The organism is Ancylomarina salipaludis (assembly GCF_004122035.1).
Classification (GTDB): domain Bacteria; phylum Bacteroidota; class Bacteroidia; order Bacteroidales; family Marinifilaceae; genus Ancylomarina; species Ancylomarina salipaludis.
This window is the reverse complement of the sequence record NZ_SAXA01000008.1, coordinates 49,858-71,570: the sequence shown is the minus strand read 5'-3', so window position 1 is coordinate 71,570 and position 21,713 is coordinate 49,858. Positions and strand designations below refer to the sequence as shown.

Annotated in this window: 19 protein-coding genes and 1 riboswitch; of the genes, 16 read left to right on the top strand and 3 right to left on the bottom strand. The window is 35.7% G+C overall.

Annotated elements, in window-relative coordinates; genetic code table 11:
• Positions 1–458: 458 nt before the first annotated feature.
• The 15 genes from EO244_RS10030 to EO244_RS09965 all read left to right on the top strand — a co-directional run bounded on the left by EO244_RS10030 (position 459) and on the right by EO244_RS09965 (position 14,849).
• Complete coding sequence (locus tag EO244_RS10030) at positions 459–1,313, top strand: SPFH domain-containing protein (RefSeq protein ID WP_129254541.1); 855 nt, start codon at positions 459–461, stop codon at positions 1,311–1,313.
• Between the two features lie 9 nt (positions 1,314–1,322).
• Positions 1,323–1,517, top strand: coding sequence for an Arc family DNA-binding protein (locus tag EO244_RS10025; protein ID WP_129254540.1), 195 nt, complete (start codon positions 1,323–1,325; stop codon positions 1,515–1,517).
• A gap of 94 nt (positions 1,518–1,611) precedes the next feature.
• Positions 1,612–1,822: riboswitch (cobalamin riboswitch) on the top strand.
• 78 nt (positions 1,823–1,900) lie between these two features.
• On the top strand, positions 1,901–3,088 hold the full coding sequence (locus tag EO244_RS10020; RefSeq protein ID WP_129254539.1) for an ABC transporter substrate-binding protein: 1,188 nt from the start codon (positions 1,901–1,903) through the stop codon (positions 3,086–3,088).
• Positions 3,089–3,131: 43 nt separating this feature from the next.
• Positions 3,132–4,172: a FecCD family ABC transporter permease gene (locus EO244_RS10015; RefSeq protein WP_129254538.1), complete on the top strand. Its 1,041-nt coding sequence runs from the start codon at positions 3,132–3,134 to the stop codon at positions 4,170–4,172.
• Between the two features lie 59 nt (positions 4,173–4,231).
• Positions 4,232–5,251 carry an ABC transporter ATP-binding protein gene (locus EO244_RS10010; protein WP_164977463.1) on the top strand — a complete coding sequence of 340 codons (1,020 nt, stop codon included), beginning with the start codon at positions 4,232–4,234 and terminating at the stop codon, positions 5,249–5,251.
• A 375-nt stretch (positions 5,252–5,626) separates the two neighbouring features.
• Complete coding sequence (locus tag EO244_RS10005) at positions 5,627–5,899, top strand: HU family DNA-binding protein (RefSeq protein WP_125031835.1); 273 nt, start codon at positions 5,627–5,629, stop codon at positions 5,897–5,899.
• A 128-nt stretch (positions 5,900–6,027) separates the two neighbouring features.
• Positions 6,028–6,717 (top strand): TrmH family RNA methyltransferase, encoded by a 690-nt coding sequence (locus EO244_RS10000; protein ID WP_129254536.1) that lies wholly within the window; start codon positions 6,028–6,030, stop codon positions 6,715–6,717.
• Between the two features lie 166 nt (positions 6,718–6,883).
• Positions 6,884–7,597, top strand: coding sequence for a LytR/AlgR family response regulator transcription factor (locus EO244_RS09995; RefSeq protein ID WP_129254535.1), 714 nt, complete (start codon positions 6,884–6,886; stop codon positions 7,595–7,597).
• Between the two features lie 154 nt (positions 7,598–7,751).
• Positions 7,752–8,945 carry an aspartate aminotransferase family protein gene (locus EO244_RS09990; RefSeq protein WP_241687968.1) on the top strand — a complete coding sequence of 398 codons (1,194 nt, stop codon included), beginning with the start codon at positions 7,752–7,754 and terminating at the stop codon, positions 8,943–8,945.
• A gap of 9 nt (positions 8,946–8,954) precedes the next feature.
• Positions 8,955–9,770 (top strand): hypothetical protein, encoded by an 816-nt coding sequence (locus tag EO244_RS09985; RefSeq protein ID WP_129254534.1) that lies wholly within the window; start codon positions 8,955–8,957, stop codon positions 9,768–9,770.
• 76 nt (positions 9,771–9,846) lie between these two features.
• Positions 9,847–11,811 (top strand): dipeptidyl-peptidase 3 family protein, encoded by a 1,965-nt coding sequence (locus tag EO244_RS09980; protein ID WP_129254533.1) that lies wholly within the window; start codon positions 9,847–9,849, stop codon positions 11,809–11,811.
• Positions 11,812–11,827: 16 nt separating this feature from the next.
• Positions 11,828–12,508, top strand: coding sequence for a DUF554 domain-containing protein (locus EO244_RS09975; RefSeq protein WP_129254532.1), 681 nt, complete (start codon positions 11,828–11,830; stop codon positions 12,506–12,508).
• 43 nt (positions 12,509–12,551) lie between these two features.
• Positions 12,552–13,976, top strand: coding sequence for a RapZ C-terminal domain-containing protein (locus EO244_RS09970; RefSeq protein ID WP_129254531.1), 1,425 nt, complete (start codon positions 12,552–12,554; stop codon positions 13,974–13,976).
• A gap of 2 nt (positions 13,977–13,978) precedes the next feature.
• On the top strand, positions 13,979–14,131 hold the full coding sequence (locus EO244_RS16940; protein ID WP_164977462.1) for a hypothetical protein: 153 nt from the start codon (positions 13,979–13,981) through the stop codon (positions 14,129–14,131).
• Positions 14,124–14,849 (top strand): nucleotidyltransferase family protein, encoded by a 726-nt coding sequence (locus EO244_RS09965; protein WP_206734532.1) that lies wholly within the window; start codon positions 14,124–14,126, stop codon positions 14,847–14,849. The genes EO244_RS16940 and EO244_RS09965 overlap by 8 nt, the downstream gene beginning before the upstream one ends.
• A gap of 53 nt (positions 14,850–14,902) precedes the next feature.
• Here EO244_RS09965 and EO244_RS09960 read toward each other — a convergent pair whose 3' ends face one another.
• The 3 genes from EO244_RS09960 to EO244_RS09950 all read right to left on the bottom strand — a co-directional run bounded on the left by EO244_RS09960 (position 14,903) and on the right by EO244_RS09950 (position 19,407).
• Positions 14,903–17,953, bottom strand: a complete 3,051-nt coding sequence (locus EO244_RS09960; RefSeq protein ID WP_129254530.1) for an ATP-binding cassette domain-containing protein — start codon at positions 17,951–17,953, stop codon at positions 14,903–14,905.
• 36 nt (positions 17,954–17,989) lie between these two features.
• On the bottom strand, positions 17,990–18,403 hold the full coding sequence (locus EO244_RS09955; RefSeq protein WP_129254529.1) for a hypothetical protein: 414 nt from the start codon (positions 18,401–18,403) through the stop codon (positions 17,990–17,992).
• A gap of 65 nt (positions 18,404–18,468) precedes the next feature.
• Positions 18,469–19,407 carry a hypothetical protein gene (locus EO244_RS09950; protein WP_129254528.1) on the bottom strand — a complete coding sequence of 313 codons (939 nt, stop codon included), beginning with the start codon at positions 19,405–19,407 and terminating at the stop codon, positions 18,469–18,471.
• A 133-nt stretch (positions 19,408–19,540) separates the two neighbouring features.
• Between EO244_RS09950 and EO244_RS09945 the strand changes: the two genes are divergently transcribed.
• Positions 19,541–21,694, top strand: a complete 2,154-nt coding sequence (locus EO244_RS09945; protein ID WP_129254527.1) for a S9 family peptidase — start codon at positions 19,541–19,543, stop codon at positions 21,692–21,694.
• Positions 21,695–21,713: the final 19 nt, after the last annotated feature.

Below are 21,713 nucleotides of genomic sequence, written 5' to 3'. Positions count from 1 at the left end.
AAAAAAATCTGTAAAAAAAATGAATTTAAACTTGACTTTTAAAAAAGAAGATTTAGCCCTTGAAACATCAGCTGTTAGAGATTGAAAAAAAAATAAATTAATTTTCAGCACTGGTAATCAATTAGTTACGACTTAAATTATAGCTAAGTGTCTGGTTGATAAGATCTTTGTTAAATGCAGGTCGGATTTGTTCAAAGAAGAAATTTATTAACTTAAATTTAACAAAAAAATGATATTGGCTATGTGTAACAAGTGACTAGAACTATTCGATTTTTGCGCAGAGTTTGTTAGTAGTATTTAAACATAATTGGAATGCCATTCGCATAAATTTTATTGATAATTAAATCTGATTTTTAACATTTAGGTATTAGTCTTTTAGACTCTTCGAAAACGAAGACTTGTTCAATTAAAATAAATTTTTTAGATTTGATATCAAAATAATATCAAAATATATAAAAATGAAACAAGAAAAGAGTTTTTCACCAATGTCAGGCTACTTTATGATTTTTTCAGTCCTGATTTTAATTTTAGCTGGAGTTTTTGGATTGGCAATTATTCATCATCCGGCTTTTGTGATTGCAATTTTGGCTGCAATTTTTTTGTTGCCAGGTTTTGTGATCGTCAATCCCAATCAGTCTGTTGTTTTAATCTTATTTGGAGAATATAAGGGAACAGTGAAAGCAAATGGTTTTTTCTGGGTAAACCCGTTTTTTTCGAAGAGAAAAGTATCTTTGCGGGCACGCAATCTTGATAGTGATCCGATTAAGGTAAATGATAAAATTGGGAATCCAATTATGATAGGTGTTGTTTTAGTATGGCGGGTAAAAGATACATTTAAAGCTACTTTTGATGTTAATGATTATTCCAATTTTGTAGCGATTCAATCGGAGGCAGCTATCCGAGGAATGGCAGGAGCTTATCCATATGACAATTTTGAAGATGAACAGGCTGAGATCACTTTGCGTTCAGGAGGTAATGAGGTGAGTGAGTTGCTTGAAAAGGAACTTTCAGAAAGACTAGAAATTGCGGGTATAGAGGTGATGGAAGCCAGAATCAATTATTTGGCTTATGCTTCGGAAATTGCAGGAGCGATGCTGCGCCGTCAGCAAGCCACAGCAGTAGTTGCTGCACGATTTAAAATTGTTGAAGGTGCTGTGAGTATGGTTGAAATGGCTCTTGAGCAACTGAAAGAAAAAGATGTAATTGAATTAGATGAAGATAAAAAGGCAACTATGGTAAGTAGTCTGATGGTTGTGCTTTGTTCTGATAAGGATGCAACGCCAGTATTGAATACGGGGAGTTTGTATCAATAATTAAAAAATATGACTAAAAAGAAATCCTTTGTTTTACGATTAAATCCGGAAATCTATAAAAAGTTGGAGAAGTGGGCTTCTGATGAATTTCGAAGTGTCAATGGGCAAATCGAATGGATTATAGATAAATCTCTAAAGGATTCCGGACGAAAGAAAAAAGAGAGCTCTGTTTCAGAAGATGTCGATAAGGAAGGAGATGTATAAATTATAAAGAGGTTATTGTTTGTCAATAGCCTCTTTTGCTATTCAATTTTTGACAAGGAAAAAGGCTGTCTTGCTTATTTTTTATAAATATTGCATAGCTTTGCAGCATATAGGTTTCCTGTTATTGGAATTAAAAGGGAATCCGGTTTAAAGCCGGAGCTGTTCCCGCAGCTGTATGTCCTGTTCGATTATTCGAATTGTATGTTCAAACATTATAACCACTATTTCGATCTCAATTGCTTTGAGGGAATGGGAAGGGGTTTGAATGGATAAGCCAGAAGACCTGCCTCAATTTTTTTTATTCGTAACTTCGGGAGTTGAGTAACGAGATCATAACTGTGAGGTTATGTCTTCTTTTCTACTTCCCATTCTAATTTTATGAAATGGGTATTCGTCAACTAATGATGCTGGCTGTAGCATGTAGTGTTTTTTTGATTACGTCTTGTGGTCAATCTTCAAGTAAGAAAACTGAATCTAAAACTGAAAATCAAACTACTTCGGTTGATTCTTCATTCCAATTCACTTCAAATATAAAATATGCCAAGGGTTTTAAAATTGAAAGGCATGATGGATATAAAGAATTATCTGTTATGGATCCCTGGAATAAAGGTGAAATCTTTCAGAAGTATTACTTAATTCCCAGAGGTAAAAAACAAAAGCTGAGTTTGCCGTCAGATGGGCAAATTATTGAAGTTCCGGTTAGGAGTATTGCTTCTCTGTCGAATACTCAAATTGGAATATTGAATTTTCTTGGAGTACTTGATAAAGTCGTTGCTGTGTCAATGCCGGATCGGATTTATAGTGACGATTTAAATAAGAGAATTGAAAAAGGAGAGGTTGCTGGTGCCGGATCAGGACAGGGGATGACTTTCGATTTTGAAAAAATTATCGATATTTCACCGGAACTTGTTATGGTATCAGGTTACATGAAAATTTCGAATGATGAAGCTAAATTGATAGATGCAGGTTTGCCCGTGGCTTTTAATATCGAGTGGATGGAGAGTAGTCTTCTTGCCCGTGCGGAGTGGGCTAAGTTTATAGCTGCTTTTTTTAATAAAGAAGAAAAAGCGGATAAACTCTTTACTTCACTTGAAGAGCGCTATTTGAACATTAAATCGGAAATTAATCATGTGACAAACAGACCGGGAGTTATTTCCGGATATCATTTTAAAGGGATTTGGTACATGCCAGGTGGACAGAGTTACCTGGCTCAGCTGTTGAGAGATGCAAAAGGGGACTATTGTTGGTTCTCAGATTCTTCTCAAGGAAGTATTCCTCTAAGTTTTGAGGTGGTTTTGGAGAAACAATCCGGTGCTAAAATTTGGTTTGGACCGGCTCAGTGTCGGAGTTTAAAGGAGATGGCCGACTTGGATGAGCGTTATACCTTGTTTCAAGCTTATAGGGATGGTCAGGTTTATTCTATGACAAAGCGTAAGAATGAAAAAGGAGCTAATGACTATTTCGAGTCGGGTGTGATACGTCCGGATTTGATGCTTAAAGATGTTGCCAAGATTTTACATCCGGAATTGTTTCCTGATTATGATCTGTATTTTTATCAAAAATTGGAGTAGCTGAATTGTATATTTTTAGATAGAAAAGATAATCGAATTGAAAATGCAGAATAAGACTAAAATATTTCTATTTGTTAGCCTCATGATTTTGATAGCCGTATTTTTGGTTGTCGATCTTGTACTTGGGAGCGTGAGTATACCTTCTGATAAAATTATTGCAATTCTTACTGGGGAAGATGTAAAAACCTCATGGAATTATATTATACTAAATTTTAGATTGCCCAAAGCGATTACCGCAATTCTTGTTGGTGCAGGATTGTCTGTTTCTGGTTTGATGATGCAAACTTTATTTCGGAATCCGTTGGCCGGACCTTACGTTTTAGGCATTAGCTCCGGTGCAAGTTTGGGAGTTGCTTTAATGGTAATGGCTTCAGCTATACTACCAGGTGTTTTTGGAGCCATATATGGTTTTCTTGGAAGTTGGGCTTTGGTGGTATCTGCTATTGCTGGAGCATCTGTCATTTTTGTAATTATTGGAATGGCTTCAATCCGAATTTCGGATAGTGTTTCACTGTTAATTATCGGTATTATGTTTGGGAGCATTACCGGAGCAGTCGTTAATATTTTGCAATATTTCAGTGATCCCGAGCAGCTTCAAAGTTTTATTGTGTGGACATTTGGTAGTCTTAGTGGGGTGACGTGGAATGAAATGCATTTGATGGCGCCTGTTGTCGTTATTGGTCTATTGATGTCTTTTATTTTGATAAAACCTCTCGATGCTTTGCTGCTGGGTGAGAATTATGCACGAGGTGTTGGAATTTCGGTAAACAGAACCCGAATTTGGGTGATTATTAGTACGGCTCTTGTTGCGGGAACTTTAACCGCATTTACGGGACCAATTGCATTTATAGGTGTGGCTGTTCCTCATATGGCGAGGGCTATTTTTGGTACGGCTAGTCATAAGGTTTTATTACCGGCAGTTGTTCTCATCGGTGCTGTTTTGATGTTGGTTTGTGATATTTTGTCACAGGTTCCGGGAAATCAAACCACTTTACCCATAAATTCGGTGACTGCAATTTTTGGTGGTCCTGTTGTGATATGGGTGATTTTAAGAAGTCGAAGTGTTAAAGCATCCTTTTCTTAGAAGAATATTTTAATTGAAGATTCAGTTTGTGAATTGTGTATTGAGAAATTTTATTGACCGTGACTGATAATTACTTTAAAGACATATTAGAAACAAAAGGCTTATCAATAGGGTATAAGCAAAAAAGAAGCGAGGATTTGTGTCTTTTATCGGATCTTAATCTGACAATTCGTAGGGGGGAGTTGGTTTGTCTTTTGGGGCCTAATGGCTCCGGAAAATCAACTTTAATGCGTACAATAGCAGGTTTACAAACTCCTTTGAAAGGAAAAACCCTGGTTGAGGGGGTGCCTATTCGTGAACGTAATTTTAGTGAGATTGCACGCTTGTTGAGTATTGTCTTAACAGAACGGCTTCAAGTTGGAAATCTTTCGGTATACCATATTGTATCTCTTGGGCGACATCCATACACATCCTGGATGGGGCGATTGTCAGAAAAAGATGAATCAATGATAAAGTGGGCGCTTGAGCAAGTCGGATTGTGGCCATATGTCAATAAGTTTATCAATCAGTTAAGTGATGGAGAACGTCAACGTGTGATGATTGCAAAGGCTTTGGCTCAGGATACACCACTCATCATGTTGGATGAACCGACTGCACATCTAGACCTTCCTAATAGAGTTGAGATTATGCGTCTTTTAAGGAACCTGGCAAAAGAAACGGATAAGGCTATATTGTTGTCCACTCACGAACTTGATTTGGCACTTCAGGCGGCAGATATTATTTGGTTGATGTCTAAGAATAGTGACTTAAAAATTGGTGCGCCTGAGGATTTGGTTTTGAGCGGGAGTATTGAACAGACTTTTAAAAATAAATCATTTAATTTCGACCGAAAATCGGGTAATTTCATTATGAATTACCAGAAAAAACAAATCGTCCAATTGGTAGGGAATGATGTTATGGGTTTTTGGACGCAACGCGCTTTATCCCGTGAGGGGTATCAGGTTACATGCGAAAAAACAGGGAATTGTTCTATTCATCTTAAAGAAGATGAAATGGTTTGGGAGATTCATAAAGATGGAGAAGTGACACAGTGTAGGAGTATACATGATTTGCTACTTGGTTTAAACAAAAAATTGTAATCCTGGCTTGAAGTATTTTTAAGCGCTTATGTCGAATGGAATATCTGTAAATAGGGTTCTATTCGAATATTTTCATTTCCTGCATCGTTGGTTTGTTTTGATTATTAATCATTTAGGTTGTTTGTTGTTGTATTTGTAGATCGTTTTTTTTGAGTTGAAAGTTTAACTTGAGTATTGGATTTAATGAAAGATGTGCACAGATTATGCCTGTAATCTAGTGAAAATAGGGGGAGTGTATGTTTATTATGTTGACACTTTAAAATCATAAAAAATCGAATTTTTATGCTCTGAAATTTGCAAAGCTTAAGAAAACCGTTATATTTGTGTGTGATTCAGATAAAAAACATTTTTATTAACCCAAAAAACTTATAAATTATGAACAAGGCTCAATTAATTGAAGCGATGGCTAACAAGGCCGGTTTAACTAAAGCTGATGCAAAAAAAGCTCTTGATGCTTTTATTGAAACAACTTCTGAAGCCCTTAAAGGCGAAGATAGAGTAGCTCTTATCGGATTTGGTTCATTCTCTGTTTCAACTCGTGAAGCTAGAACTGGAAGAAACCCTCAAACTGGTAAGCCAATTGATATTCCAGCTAAAAAAGTTATTAAATTTAAGGCAGGTTCTGAGCTTGTTGACGTAATTCAATAATTTAAGAATAAGAAATTTAGAGGAGGTTATCTTTTTAACCTCCTTTTTTTATATCATCGGGGTTAGTAATTAACCTAAATTTAGAATAGCGATAGTTTTTATTATCGCTATTCTTAATTTTATACCTTATGAATTTTAAGCAGAAGCAAGAATTAATTCAATTTTTTGAAACGGTAATGAATGAAGACCGAATTGAATTAATTGATAAAAATGTAAATAATAGAACCCGCTATATTACGGTTGTTCTTGAAAATATATTTCAGCCTCAAAATGCAAGTGCTGTTATGCGATCATGCGATTGTTTTGGGGTGCAGGATTTGCATGTTATTGAAAATTCGAATCAATATGAACTCAATCCTAAAGTGGTTATGGGCTCATCGAAATGGATTGATTTGAAAAGATACAATTCCAAAGATGAGAATACCCTTGATGCCATTAATCATTTGAGGAGCGAGGGCTATCGAATTGTTGCAACAACACCACATACCAATGATATTCTGCTCCCCGATTTTGATCTTGCTAAGGGAAAAGCGGCATTCTTTTTTGGAACAGAACTGACGGGTTTATCCGAGGTTGTTATGGATAATGCTGATGAGTTTGTTAAAATTCCGATGTATGGTTTTACAGAAAGTTTTAATATTTCAGTCTCGGCCTCTCTTGTGTTAAATCATTTAGCATCAGATTTGCGACGTTCAAATATTGATTGGCAATTGACTGCTGAAGAAAAGCTTGATTTAAAGTTAGAGTGGTATAAAAAATCAATTAAAAGTGGTCAGAAAATGATAGATAGGTTTAAAAAATCTATCAAAACGCAATAAAATGACCTGATTTGTTTACTTTCTCATATTATTTGGTTAAGTTTATCTAGAGAGAATGATTTTTTTTTCGTCATTCACGAAAAGATTATTAAATTTGGTCACGGAAATTTAAGTGTTCATAAACACCTGAATTTTATTTTAAAATTGATATAATAAATTTAATCATATGAATTGTGTTGTAATTGATGACGATAAACTTTCAAGAAAGGTTGTTGAAAGTTATATTGAAAGAACAGATTATCTTACACTTATTGCTTCTTACCCAAGCGCAATTGAGGCTATTAATGATATTAAGAAAAATGATCCTATAGATTTGATTTTTCTTGATGTTGAGATGCCTGAAATGTCTGGAATGGAGTTTTTGAATAGTTTGAATACAACACCTCAGGTCATTATTATTTCATCTAAAGAGCAATATGCTTTAGAGGCTTTTGAGTATGATGTATCAGATTATTTATTGAAGCCAATTTCATACAGTCGTTTCTTCAAAGCGGTCAATAAGGTTAATGCTCGTGCTGATAAAAACGGAAGTACTGTCTTTACACCTGAAAAGAATGAGATCTTTATTAAGAGTAATTCAACTCTTGTGAGACTTCATTATGATGATATTTTATGGGTTGAAGCACTAGAAAACTATGTGGTTGTTAATACGTTTACAGATAAGTATACCATCCACTTTACAATGAAAGCGATTGAAGATAAAATGCCTTCTCATTTATTCTCAAGAATTCATCGTTCATACGTTGTCAACCTTAAAAAGATTGAGATAATTGAAGATAATTCAGTGGTTATTACAACTGACGGGGGGTCTAAGTCGATTCCTATTGGAAAATCGTACCGCGAGAAGTTAATGGGTGATATAAATCTGATGACTCGATAAGTTGTCATCTAAAAAGATAGTCAAGGGTTTGCATAAGCAAACCCTTTTTTAGTATTTCTAAATTTGTATTTTTAGGATTACAGATAATTTTAAGTCTATCGTTTCCTTTTGGCCGGAATTTTTAAGATTTTTGTAGTCTATCAAATTTAAGTTTATGATTTCCAATCGACAATTATTTTTGCAACATGTTGCAACGACCTCAGACTATCCAATTTCGCTAGAGATTGAAAGAGCAGAAGGCATATATATGTACAGCCCTGAAGGGAAGAAATACATCGACCTGGTTTCAGGTGTATCCGTAAGTAATTTAGGTCATGGTCATCCACGTGTGAGACAAGCCGTGAAAGATCAGGTAGATAAATATATGCACCTAATGGTTTATGGTGAGTTTATTGAAACACCGCAGGTTAAGTTGGCTAAACTTTTGGTTGATAATCTCCCTGACAAATTAAATTCGGTTTACTTTGTGAACTCTGGCAGCGAAGCAAACGAAGGGGCAATAAAATTAGCCAAACGCTATACGGGACGAAGTGAGATTGTTCATTTCAAAAATGCTTATCATGGGAGTACACATGGTGCATTAAGTGTGTTGGGCGATGAAGAGATGAAAAATGCGTATCGTCCGCTTTTACCTGATATTCGCCAGATTGAGTTTGATAATATTGAAGATCTTCAGAAAATCACCCATAAAACAGCTTGTGTGATTTTGGAGCCAATTCAATCAGAAGCAGGTTTTATCATTCCGTCTCAGGAGTTTTTGGATACCCTACGCAAGCGTTGTGATGAAACGGGCGCTCTTTTGATTTTTGATGAAGTACAGATGGGATTTGGACGCACAGGAAAGTTATTTGCTTTTGAGCATTTTAATGTGATTCCGGATATTTTAACGCTTGCCAAAGCCATGGGTGCGGGAATGCCAATTGGTGCATTTATTTCTGAAAAAGGAATTTTAGACAGTTTCAAATCTAATCCTATGCTGGGACATATCACAACCTTTGGTGGCCATCCGGTATCTTGTGCAGCAGCTTTAGCTGGCCTGGAAGTGTTGCTGGAGGATAAGATAATTGATGATGTCAATAGAAAAGGAGAACTCTTTATTTCTCTTTTAAAAGATCATCCCTTAATTAAGGGATTTCGAAATAAGGGGCTTTTTATTGCTGTGAATGTGGAGAGTCAGGAAATTATGCTTGAGGTAATGAAGCATGCCTATGAGTTAGGTATTGTTATGGATCCTTTCTTATTCTATCCCGGAGCTTTTCGTATTGCGCCTCCTTTGGTTATTACCGATGAAGAAATACATGAAGCCTGTGCACTTCTAATTCAAGCTATGGATGCTGTAAATATCTAAACGATGATCTTGAAACGGTTTCTTATTGTATTTGTATTATTTTTCACGATTCTGAACTTAAATGCTCAGTCAAAGTTTTTAGATTCTGAACAAGATCTAAATGCTCAATTTGAGAGTTTGAAAATTGCTCCCAATGATTCTGTTAAGTGGAGTCTTTCTCAAAAGATAATGGATGATTTAAAGACTGTTCTGAGAAAGAAAGGGAGTTTTAGTTATCCATTTAGTTTGATTAATAATCTTGGGAAGGTGACATCGCCGGATGAGCAGTTGAGAATTTTTTCATGGAACTATACTTTGGAGAACGGCGACTACAGATATTTTGCACTTTGTCAGAAAAAGGATGGACGAAAAACTCGTTTATTTGAATTTCAACAAAATTTGCAGGTTGAAGAAAGCATGACGACTAAGCTTTCATCAGATCAGTGGTTGGGAGCTTTATATTATCAAATTGTACCTTTTAAATACAATAAGAAGAGTCTGTATTTATTACTTGGTTGGGATGGTAATAATAACAGAACAAGTAAAAAAGTTATTGAAACCTTGGGCTTTTCAAAAATGGGAAATCCCGAATTTGGTTTTCCTCTCATAAATTGGAGAGGAAAGCGTTTGTCTCGTGTGATTTTTGAATATTCTAAGCAGGTACAAATGCAATTAAAATATCACGAGAGGGTGAATTGTGTTGTTTTTGATCATCTTTCTCCTTCGGAGTCACGCTATATTAATCAATTTGAATATTACGGTCCGGATTTCTCATACGATGCTTTAGAATTAAAAAATGGCATTTGGAATTTAGTCGAAGAATTTGACACAAGGAATCTGAACTAGTTATCAGAACTATATAAAATTACGAAAAGTACAGCAACTGTTTGTCAGACTAGCTGTGTAATCAATATCAACAATTATGACAGAAGAATTTATATATCAAACGGAACAATTTGCTGATGTTAAAATATTAAGATATCAGGTGCCTGGTTTCGAAGATTTGACTTTGCAACAAAAAGAGTTAATCTATTATTTATCTGAGGCGGCGCATTGCGGACGTGATATCTTGTTTGATCAGAATAATAAATACAATCTGATGATTCGAAGAACTTTGGAAGCAATTCTTCTGTCTTATGACGGCGATAGAGACTGCGACGAATTCAAGAATTTTGAGGTTTATACCAAACGTGTTTGGTTTTCAAATGGAATACATCACCATTATTCCATGGATAAAATTATGCCGGAGTTTACAGAGGAATACTTTGGTGAACTAATTGCCAATTCAAACTATGAATTGCTGCCTTTGAAGTCAAACGAAAATGAGATTGATCTGATTACTCGATTGAGCGAGGTCATGTTTGATGAAAAATCAGAGGCAAAACGGGTGGTACTTAATCCTGATATGGATTTGATTGAGAGTTCGGCCAATAACTATTATGAATCGGTTTCTCAAAAGGAAGTTGAAGAATTTTACAAGCAGTTTGATAAAGGCGATGTTGATCGACCTATTTCAGCTGGCTTAAATTCCAAACTGATAAAGGAGAATGGTGAGCTAAAAGAAAAAGTGTGGAAAGTTGGGGGGATGTATACCGAAGCAATCGAAGAGATTGTATTTTGGTTAGAGAAAGCTTTACCGATTGCCGATAGTGAGCTGCAAAAACAAGCCTTAATCAAACTGATTGAATTCTACAAAACAGGCGATTTAAAAACCTTTGATGATTATTCAATTCTTTGGGTAAAGGATTTAGATGCGCATGTTGATGTGGTAAATGGTTTTATTGAAGTTTACGGTGATGCTCTTGCTATAAAAGGAAGCTGGGAGTCAGTGGTTAACTTTGAGGATTTGGAAGGAAGCAAGCGCACAAAAATTATTTCCCAAAATGCTCAGTGGTTTGAGGATCATTCTCCTGTTGATTCGCGTTTTAAGAAAGAGGTTGTGAAAGGGGTAAGTGCTAAGGTGATTACGGTTGCCATGCTTGGTGGTGACTGCCATCCTGCTACGCCAATTGGCATTAATTTGCCCAATGCTGAGTGGATTCGTAAAGAGCATGGTAGCAAGTCGGTGACGATTGATAATATCACACATGCTTATCATCAGGCTTCTTTAAAAGGGGGAATGCTCGAAGAGTTTGCTTATAGTGAAGAAGAGATTGCCCGTTCGAAGGAATTTGGTCATTTAGGAGGCAATCTGCATACGGATTTGCATGAATGTTTAGGTCATGGCTCCGGACAATTGCTCCCAGGTGTAGGCATGGATGCATTGAAAAATTACCATTCTACACTTGAAGAAGCGAGAGCGGATTTATTTGCCTTATACTATATCATGGATGAAAAATTGATTGAGCTTGGCTTGATTCCTAATTTGGAAGTGGGTAAAGCGGAGTATGATGGCTATATCCGTAATGGGTTATTAACTCAGCTTACCCGAATTGAATTGGGCAAAGAGATTGAAGAATCACATATGAGAAACCGTCAACTTATTGCAAAGTGGGTTTTTGAAAAAGGTTTTGATGATAATGTGATTGAGAAACTGGAAGAAGAAGGAAAAACTTATTTTGTAATTCGTGATTACGAGAAATTAAGAGTTCTCTTTGGTGAACTATTAAAAGAAGTTCAGCGTATCAAATCAGAAGGTGATTTTGAAGCGGGTAAATTATTGGTTGAGAACTATGCCGTGAAAGTTGACGAGGCTATTCATCAGGAAGTTAAATATCGATTTGAGAAATTGAATCTGGCTGCTTATGCTGGTTTTATCAATCCGGAATATCATCCTGTTTACAAAGAAGGAATCATTGTTGATGTAGAGGTGAGTTATCCTATGGATTTTGCAGAGCAAATGCTTAACTACTCAAAAAACTATTCATTCTTACCCAATGAGAATTAATCTATAATCTGATAGGATGATTGGAACCCTTGTTAATGTAGGAGCTGTAATTCTTGGAAGTGCTATTGGTTTGGCCTTCCGTTCCCGAATACCCAAGAGGCTTTTCGAGATTGTTTTTCAAGCCATAGGTTTGTTTACAATCAGTTTAGGTTTGGTTATGGCTTTTAAAGCCAATAACATGCTGATTATGATCTTTAGTTTGGTCACAGGATCTTTACTTGGAGAATGGATCAATATTGAAAAAGGCACTGAAAAGCTAAGTGATATAATTAAACGTAAGTTAGGCAAGGAAGAGGATAACTCCTTTTCTACAGGAATGATTACTGCTTTCCTTTTGTTTTGTATGGGGAGTATGTCCATTTTAGGTTGTTTTGAAGAAGGCATGGGGAAAGGCGCCAACCTCTTATTTACCAAGTCGATTATGGATGGCTTTTCTGCCATTGCTTTAACGGCAGCTTTTGGTATTGGTGTCATGTTTTCATCAGTTCCCTTGTTTATTTATCAGGCAGCCCTAACCCTGTTGGCCGTGTTTTTTGGCAATATCATTCCGGATGCCATCATTACTGAGCTAACAGGAATAGGCGGGATTTTAATTCTGGGATTGGGTGTCACGATCCTTGATATTAAAAGAATTCGTGTTTTAAATATGTTGCCAGCTCTGCTTATCGAAGTTCTTTTGTGTTACTTCTTTTTGTAAGCAAGAAACTTTAATTTTATTGATATCGAAACTTTCATTCTTTATGAAGAAAAATATAGAACAAAATATTATCAAACTTTTTGAAGAATCAACTGGTGACCAACTTGTGCGAACCGAGCTGATTCCTCCATCTGGTTCGTATCGTCAGTATATTCGTTTAATCGGGAAGAAACAGACCGTAATGGGCGTTTATAATGCTGATAAAAAAGAAAATAAAGCCTTTATCACGTTTAGTCGTCATTTTAAATCGAAAGATTTGCCAGTTCCTTCAATTTTGGCTGTGGACGAATCTAAAGATATTTATTTACAGGATGATTTTGGCGATACCATGCTTTTCGATTTTATTCAAAAAGAACGAAAAGGCAATCATTTTCCGGATTCACTTATTCTCATTCTGAAAAAAACGATTAAAGAATTAATCCGTTTTCAGATAGAAGGCGGTGAGGGATTAGATTATTCGGTTGCTTACCCTAGAGCTGCTTTTGATAAGCAATCTATGATGTGGGATCTGAATTATTTTAAATACTATTTTCTGAAGCTGGCCAAAGTGCCTTTTGATGAGCAATTGCTTGAGGATGATTATTTGAAGTTTACTGATTACTTATTGCAAGCCCCGGATGACTATTTTCTCTATAGAGATTTTCAATCGAGAAATGTCATGTTAAAAGATGGTGAGCCCAAGTTTATAGATTATCAAGGAGGACGAAAGGGAGCTTTACCATACGATTTGGCATCCCTCTTATACGATGCTAAGGCTGATTTCCCTCAGGCTGTACGTGATGAACTTTTAGCTTATTATTTGGATGAGTTGAGTTCGTATAAGCAAGTTGATATAAAAGCGTTTAAAACCTATTATTATGGCTATGTTTTGATACGTAAGATGCAAGCTATGGGCGCTTTTGGTTTTAGAGGTTTTTATGAGAAGAAAGTGCACTTTCTGCAATCAATACCCTATGCCTTGCGAGATTTAAGAGAAATATTGCCTCATTTGGATTTCTCTGTTGAATTTCCAGAGTTGTTGGCTGCATTGAAAAGGGTGTGTGAATCAGAATTTTTAAATTCAGTAGGTCTTGTTGAGGAGAATAAGCTGAAAGTATCGATTCAGAGCTTTTCATATCGAAGAGGTATTCAACCTGATGGTTTTGTTTTTGATTGTCGAATAATTGATGATCCTGTTGGTGACATTCGTTTTGAAGAAAGTCATATGAATTCAGAATTTCTACCTACTTTTTTCAAAGAAGAAACAAGCATGCATGCATTTCTAAAATCTGTATGCGCTGTTCTTGATTTTGCCATTGATAAATCTCAAAAACAGAAAATAAAACAATTGGATATTTATTTTGGTTGTGTTGGAGGCCAACACCGATCGGTGTATGCAGCTGACTATTTGGCTAAATATATTGAGGGTAAATACGATGTTCAAATTGAGCTTAAACACCTTGAAATGGGGAGTGTAAAGACCTTTTAGCTATGGGTAAGAAGCGTTGTAAATTATCGAAAACAGAATACGCAGATAAGCTTTGTAAAGGTGGTGAAAAGTATGTCTGTAAAAAATGTGCACGTGTCGCTAAGAATGTGAAAAAACTTTGCGATGCAAAAGAAATAAAAAGACAACATGATTAATGCAATGATATTTGCTGCGGGTCTTGGTACACGCTTGCATCACTATACAAAGAATTGCCCTAAAGCTTTGGTCAAACTGAATGGAAAACCTCTGTTAGAGCATTGCATTCTGAAGATGAGAGCTTTTGGTGTGGATAGAATTGTGATAAATGTTCACCATTTTGCCGATCAAATAGAAGATTTTCTCGAATCAAATAAAAATTTTGGGATGGATATCAGAATTTCGGATGAGAGAGAGCTCCTGTTGGATACAGGAGGGGCAATTAAAAAGGCAGCGCCATTATTCATTCCTGATTCTCCCGTTTTAATTTATAATGTAGACGTGTTGAGTTCTTTAGATTTAGGAGAGCTTTTATTGGCTCACAAGCAGAATAATGCATTAGCAACATTGAATTTAATTGATAAAAAGACTGATCGGTATCTGTGCTTTAATCAGGACGGTTTACTCTGTGCCTGGAAAAATGATGCAACTCATGAAGAAAAAATTGTGAATGATAGTCATTTGAATTCTAAGGCTTATAGTTTTTCAGGTATTCATATTATCGACTCAAAGTTGTTGGAGCTGATTGAAGAAGAGGGTGCATTTTCTATAATTGATTTATATCTGCGATTAGCTAAAAATCATAAGATAGCTGGTTTCTACGATTCAACAGAATTGTGGATGGATCTTGGTAAGCCGGAAGACTTGTTGAAGGCTGAAACACTTCTAAAGAAATAACCTTCTTGACAGGACGAAAAAAAATCCATTCACTGAGAATGGATTTTTTTGTTTTAGATTAATTTTATGATTCGACGCTCCAATGCGTTTAAAAAACGCTTGAATAATCCAAAGTATAAAACGATGTATAGGGAAATAGTCATTAGCCAAATAACGGTGATATTAACCCAATATGTATCGAATTTACGATTAAAAATCTTTTTTCGAGGGGCATAAAAATGCGCTTTTAAGAAAGAACTTTTACCATCTCTGAATATTGGATCAATTCTCTGATATAATCGATCTTTGTACTCTACAATACGTTCAATATCATTGCTGTTTTTAACAAATTCAGTTAATCTGTCATTGTCATAAGATTTCTTCATAGTTACAAAGCTCTCTTTATCCGCGTATTTGCTTTGCAGATCAAGCAGTTTTTCGTCTTTTCTTTTGTTAGCAGCATTATATAGCATGACGTAATGATGGCTGATATCATTAAGGTACATCCTGAGCTCTTTCAGTAGGGTTAAGGTTATTGGATTTCTTGTCAAAAGATCCAGTTTGTCAAACTTTATAGGTAATTCGTTAGACTTGAGTTCATTGTAAATTAAGCTTAGATTTACACTGTACTTTTCATTGATTTTGCCCTTCCTTAGAATCTTTTCACAATCGTTTAGTTTGTTTTTTAAGATGGGTAGCCAGTAGTTTTTCTTGTAATCAGCCTGGCTCATTATTTTATCGAATAGATAGAAATTGGTTTCATATTTATTGGCCGTAAATTGTTCTACTGCCAAAGCCTCATAGGCCCATCGAGCCGTAATAATCTCACCATACCAAGGTATTTTGTTTGGATGTGAAATGTTCGGATTAATTTTATCGAATTTGACAATAACGCCACTTAAAATTAATTGGGGGATTAAAATAAATGGAATTAAAATATAGATGTTTATGACCGTTTTAAAGCTGTCAGAAATAACTAAGCCTAACATATTTGCAAAACACCAGGAACTAAACAGGACAAGCCAGTAAGTGAAATACATGTCCTTTATTTCAAGTATTGAGTTACCAATAATGACAAAAATAAACGCTTGAAAGGCTGATACCGAAAAAAGAATAACAACTTTCGACAAAAAATAGCTTGCCGGACTTAAGTTGAGGAAACGTTCTCGTTTTAGAATTTTTCTATCCTTTATTATTTCTTCTGCACTAAGGGTTAAGCCTATAAATAGAGCTACGATTACCGCCATAAAAATATAAACCGGAATATTGCTATTGCTACTGAAAGTATAGCCCAGTTGATTGGCTTTATCGATATTATAGAATTTAATAATATAGGATAAGATGAATGCTAATAGGGGTGTTTCTAAAAAATTGATGAGCAGATATTGTTTGTTTGATAACTTTGAAATAATATCTCGCTTAACAAAAACACTGAATTGCTTAAACTGATTGGGTACTTTGAAACTGACCGGTGGTAATTCATTAGCATCTTCAATTACTTTTTGAGGAATATTGCTTGCTATAAATCTTTTGTCCCATTGTACAGGTCTTACTTTACGAGTTTGTGTTGGAATCCCGTATTCGTCAAGCACCTCAGATTCAACCATGTTGAATATTTGGTCAGCATCTATATTACCACAAACTTCACATTCGTTACCACTACGGTTGGCTTGTTGTGTTTGTGCCTTAAAGTAAGTGATGGCATCAAGCGGGTTACCATTAAAAATCATATAACCGCCCAGATCAAGAAAGAGAAGACGGTCAAACATTTTGAATGTTTCACTTGAGGGTTGATGTACAACCACAAAAATGAGTTTCCCTTTTAAAGCTAAGTTTTTAAGAAGATCCATTATTTTGGATGAATCTCGCGAAGATAAACCGGATGTTGGTTCATCAAGAAAAAGTACGGCTGGTTCACGGATTAATTCCAAAGCAATATTCAATCGCTTACGTTGTCCCCCGCTAATTTTTTTATCAAGAGGATTACCAACCTTCAGATTTCGGGCTTCAAATAGGCCTAAATCTTTAAGGACTTTGTATACACGTCTAATAAGTTTAAAAGAAGAGTATTTATTGAAACAAAGTTTTGCATTAAAATAGAGGTTCTCAAAAACCGTTAATGAATCGATAAGAAGGTCATCCTGAGAGACGTGCCCAATAACCCCTTCTATAGATTCTTTATCCTGATATATATCATGACCATTTATTAATACCTGCCCTTTTTGAGGCGCTAATGATCCATTTAAAATATTCAGGAGTGTTGTTTTTCCGGCACCACTTGAGCCCATAATCCCAACCATTTTTCCCGACTCTTCCTTAAACGAATGCTGGTGAACACCTTGATCATTTTCTTTATATCGGAATTCGATATCTTTCGCTTCAAAAACAACGCGTTCGTTGTTTGAATCGCGGTTAAATGTGCTTAAGATGTCGCTAAAATAAATCGGCTCAATCTTTGGATTACGAACGGAAGAGCCTTGAGTCAGAATGTGAACGCGTTCTGGTTTTAACGCAAGTCCATTCATGTAAAGCTCTTTGAGCCCTTGAAAACGGATTACAAACAAATCAATTCGAACAAGTCGGAGAATTTTGATTTCTCCGGATATTCCTTCAGAATAGATATGTTCCCCTTCTCCTGTATGTGTCTTTTTGTTGTTGATTGTTAAAAGTCGGTCAGATTCTTTGATATCATCAAAGTCTGAAAGCATAAAGTCTTGCAGTCTGATATAGCCATCTATTGGCAAATTAAAAGTGTCTGCAACCGTTTCAACGAATTCCTTTTCGCTGGAGGTAATCTCATCGCTTTCCATAAGGAATTCAAGCAGTTGAATAAGAATAATGATTTTTTGTCTGGCGACAAGTTCTTTATTCATTTCACTGCATATTCTCAAGACTCTAACGGAGCGGGATGAGGTGACTTGTTTTCTTTTTGATCGCCTGTTGTTTCTGTCAACAGTATCCTGATAATATTTGTTATATAAATTCAGATATTCCTGTGCAGAATCCTGATCCAATTGGCGGTATAGGTATTTCACAACCATTGCGCGGCGCTTTTCACCTGAACCTTCAGGATGTGCAATAATCGCGAATAATTGCATCAAGGCTTTTAGAATTCTTTCGCTCATGAATTAAGAGGACTTGTAGTATGTTGTTTGGGGAAATTACTGTTGGAAACCAATAAGTAATAATATTGAACCTGGCTTCTTCTTTTTGGAAATGTATTGAGCTTTTATCGTACAATTAAGTGTACTTGCGAATTCGAAATCCCAATATGGGGTTGACGCATATTTCTTATTGGTGAATAAGAGGTTATTTTCCTGATCGTAAACTGAGAATATAAGTTGGCTATCTTCCTGATCGCTTACACCGGCCACTCGATAATGATTGCCAGAATAGAAGGTGGTATGGAATTCAGCAGATTCCCCGGAATTTAAATATGCTTTGTATTCCTGACCATCAGAAACATAAGTTGATTGCAGGTATTTACTACATTCTTCCATTAATTTTTTGTCTTGTGCCAGACTGTTGGATATCGTCAAAATGCTTATAAGAATAAAAAAGTATAACGTTTTCATTTGTTGAGAATTGGTTTAGGTTGAAGCATTAATTGATTGCTGTTGAATTGCTTAATTAGTTCAATTCATCGTGTAATAAAAACATGCAGCTTATCAATCTTTTCAGTAATTACAGAAGTCACTTTTGGAGTGATAATCAGTTTAGATTTGCAATTGACAACAGTAAGCTTCTTTTTAGGAAAATCAGTGGAAGGGACATATTCGTACTCTTCAACAATTTCATCAAAAGTATAAGCTAAATCAATTAAGTTTTCGACCAGAAATTTAAAGTCTTCATTATCCTCTGCATAGGGGACCAATAACTTGATTAGATTCTCGAGCGGTCTTTTTTGTTCTGCAATTCGTTGCATTAAATCAGGATGTGGATTGTTCTTCATCTCTTGAGTGAGAACATATACTGACTCAATCCATCCCCCGGCAAGTATCAGTGCGCCAATTTCTTCGCGTTTATTATTTTTTAAAAAATTATCGATATTTCGATAAGTTTCAGAAACTATAACCATCAGAGAATCCCGGTTGTCAATATTAGCCTCAATTCTATTGACAGTTGCCTGATTGAGAACTTTATAGATGCCAAGATCCAAAGATAAAATTTTGAGAACAGCAAAATAACTTGCCGCATCTTGTGTTTGTTGATAGATATTGATATAGCCTAAATCGACACCATAAACACCAAAATTGATGGCTCGACTAAAGTTTGTTATATAATCAGATGCTTTGCGAGTAGGGTTGAGTAAATCTTTATTATATGAAATACCTGACTCGTGTAAAATGAGTGAAATCTGATAAGGGGATGGTAAACTAAATAAAATGTTGTTAAAGTGGAAAATAGTAACGCTTTCCTGTTCTGATTTGACAGATGAAGCGACAAGATTTTCAATAAGTTTAACTTCATCAGTTGTCTCGGTGGACGGTTTCCTAAAGTAAAAAAGAGAGGCTACTACTATAATTATTAGAAAGATAACTACGAGTCTGATGCGGTTCTTAGTGTGTTTTTCAGGCATTATGCTTTACGTATAAAATTATATGGCAATTTAATAAGAAAATATTAGAAGTCAAATGCCCTTTGGTCTATTTTTAATACATTTGAGGGCTTTGTAAAAATACTATTAACAGCAAATTTAAAACTCTAAACAAATGAAAAAAACTATCATTTTAGGAGCCATCTGTTTATTAGCTCTTTGTGATGTTTCTGTCTATGCTCAAAATAAAACTTTGAGTATGAAAGATGCTATTATTGGGCAATGGCGTGACTTTTACCCGGAAAATATTAACCAATTAACTTGGCGTGCAGATAAAAATGAATACAGCTTTATTGAGAAGAATTCAATTATGCTTGGAACACCGAAAGGAGCATCCAGTGTACTTGTTAGTCTGGATGAATTGAATGCCGCACTTTCGGCAAGTTCACTAGGGAAATTGGAACGAATTCCTGCTTTTATATGGCTTGATGCAAATACCATTCAGTTTTGGTTGAAATCGAGTTTATTGCGTTATCGGTTTACTGAGAAACAAGCTGAGCTTGTTTTGAATTCAGACTCTGAAGCAGAAAATAAAAGCTTTTGTGAAGCCAATGATAAGTTAGCATATACTTTAGAGAATAACCTTTACGTTGTTGATGGAAAAGGGACAAAACTTGCTATTACAGAGGATCAGGATAAGAACTTTGTAAATGGACAAAGTGTTAGTAGAAATGAGTATGGAATTGATGGTGGTATTTTTTGGTCGCCTAAAGGTGAGTCTTTGGCATTTTATCGTAAAGATGAGAGTCAAGTAACAAATTTTCCTTTAGTTGACATCAACACGCGTGTAGGCGAGTTGAGAGAAATTAAATACCCAATGGCAGGTATGAGTTCTGAAATTGTGTCGGTAGGTGTTTACAACTTTAAGACTGCTAAAACAACTTGGATTCAAGTTAATGATTTTGGAAAAGAAAGATATTTAACTAATGTTAGCTGGGGTTCAGCAGGTGAGTATTTATATATTCAGGTTTTGAACAGAGCTTCAAATCATATGAAGCTTAATAAATACAGTGTTGCAACAGGTGAATTGGTAAAGACCTTGTTAACTGAAAAAGATAACCGTTGGGTTGAACCACAACATAAGCTTATTTTTTTGAAAAATAAGCCTAATAACTTCATTTATCAGTCTAACACAGCGGGTTTCAATCATTTTTTTCTGTACGATACAAATGGGAAATTAATAAAGCAACTAACCTCAGGAGACTGGATGGTAACTCAGGTTTTAGGTTTTGATAATGCGGAGAAGAATTTATTTTATGAATCAACCGAGGTAAGTCCTACCGAGCGTCATGTTTATAAATTGAATATGAAGACCGGCAAGCGCACTCAACTGACTAAAGCGGAAGGTTACCATAGTGTAGAGGTTAGCAAGTCAGGAGCTTATTTTATCGATAATTATAGCAGTTTGAACGTACCCCGAGTTATCAATATTGCAGATGCAAAAGGCAAGATTGTAAAGAATTTGGTAACAGCTGAAAATAAACTTAAAGATTATAACTTGGGTGAAATTTCACTGGGAACTATTAAATCTGCAGACGATAAAACAGATTTGTATTACAGACTGATTAAGCCGTCTGATTTTGATCCTGCTAAAAAATACCCGGTAGTGGTATATGTGTATGGTGGACCTCATGCTCAACTGGTAACCGACAGATGGTTAGGCGGAGCTCGTTTGTGGGAAGAATATATGGCTCAGCATGGCTATGTTGTTTTTACGCTTGATAATAGAGGCTCGGCTAATCGTGGGAAAGAATTCGAAGCGGTTATTCATCGTCAGTGCGGTCAGCCTGAAATGGCAGATCAAATGAAAGGAGTTGAGTTTTTGAAATCACAATCTTATGTGGATGCGGATCGTATTGGTGTACATGGATGGAGTTATGGTGGTTTTATGACCATTTCGCTGATTACCAATTACCCTGATGTATTTAAAGTGGCTGTTGCCGGTGGTCCGGTAATCGATTGGAAATGGTATGAAGTGATGTATGGCGAGCGTTATATGGATACTCCAAGTGAAAATCCCGAAGGTTATGCTCAGGCTTCGCTATTGAATAAAGCAAAAGATTTAAAAGGGAAACTTTTAATCTGCCAGGGAGCCATTGATAAAACAGTATTGTGGCAACATAGCTTGAATTTTATTAGAGAATGTATTAAGAATAATGTTCAGGTTGATTATTTCCCATACCCTCGAGCAGAACACAATGTTAGAGGGATGGATCGAATCCACTTAAAACAGAAAGTAAGCAATTATTTTGATGATTATTTGAAATAAAATTTTCTCATTAAATCAC

Excerpts from the sequence above, each read along its gene's own strand:
- EO244_RS10030 (WP_129254541.1), top strand. The coding sequence starts at position 459 with ATGAAACAAGAAAAGAGTTTTTCACCAATGTCAGGCTACTTTATGATT.
- EO244_RS10025 (WP_129254540.1), top strand. The coding sequence starts at position 1,323 with ATGACTAAAAAGAAATCCTTTGTTTTACGATTAAATCCGGAAATCTAT.
- EO244_RS10020 (WP_129254539.1), top strand. The coding sequence starts at position 1,901 with ATGGGTATTCGTCAACTAATGATGCTGGCTGTAGCATGTAGTGTTTTT.
- EO244_RS10015 (WP_129254538.1), top strand. The coding sequence starts at position 3,132 with ATGCAGAATAAGACTAAAATATTTCTATTTGTTAGCCTCATGATTTTG.
- EO244_RS10005 (WP_125031835.1), top strand. The coding sequence starts at position 5,627 with ATGAACAAGGCTCAATTAATTGAAGCGATGGCTAACAAGGCCGGTTTA.
- EO244_RS10000 (WP_129254536.1), top strand. The coding sequence starts at position 6,028 with ATGAATTTTAAGCAGAAGCAAGAATTAATTCAATTTTTTGAAACGGTA.
- EO244_RS09995 (WP_129254535.1), top strand. The coding sequence starts at position 6,884 with ATGAATTGTGTTGTAATTGATGACGATAAACTTTCAAGAAAGGTTGTT.
- EO244_RS09990 (WP_241687968.1), top strand. The coding sequence starts at position 7,752 with ATGATTTCCAATCGACAATTATTTTTGCAACATGTTGCAACGACCTCA.
- EO244_RS09980 (WP_129254533.1), top strand. The coding sequence starts at position 9,847 with ATGACAGAAGAATTTATATATCAAACGGAACAATTTGCTGATGTTAAA.
- EO244_RS09975 (WP_129254532.1), top strand. The coding sequence starts at position 11,828 with ATGATTGGAACCCTTGTTAATGTAGGAGCTGTAATTCTTGGAAGTGCT.
- EO244_RS09970 (WP_129254531.1), top strand. The coding sequence starts at position 12,552 with ATGAAGAAAAATATAGAACAAAATATTATCAAACTTTTTGAAGAATCA.
- EO244_RS16940 (WP_164977462.1), top strand. The coding sequence starts at position 13,979 with ATGGGTAAGAAGCGTTGTAAATTATCGAAAACAGAATACGCAGATAAG.
- EO244_RS09965 (WP_206734532.1), top strand. The coding sequence starts at position 14,124 with ATGATTAATGCAATGATATTTGCTGCGGGTCTTGGTACACGCTTGCAT.
- EO244_RS09960 (WP_129254530.1), bottom strand. The coding sequence starts at position 17,953 with ATGAGCGAAAGAATTCTAAAAGCCTTGATGCAATTATTCGCGATTATT.
- EO244_RS09955 (WP_129254529.1), bottom strand. The coding sequence starts at position 18,403 with ATGAAAACGTTATACTTTTTTATTCTTATAAGCATTTTGACGATATCC.
- EO244_RS09950 (WP_129254528.1), bottom strand. The coding sequence starts at position 19,407 with ATGCCTGAAAAACACACTAAGAACCGCATCAGACTCGTAGTTATCTTT.
- EO244_RS09945 (WP_129254527.1), top strand. The coding sequence starts at position 19,541 with ATGAAAAAAACTATCATTTTAGGAGCCATCTGTTTATTAGCTCTTTGT.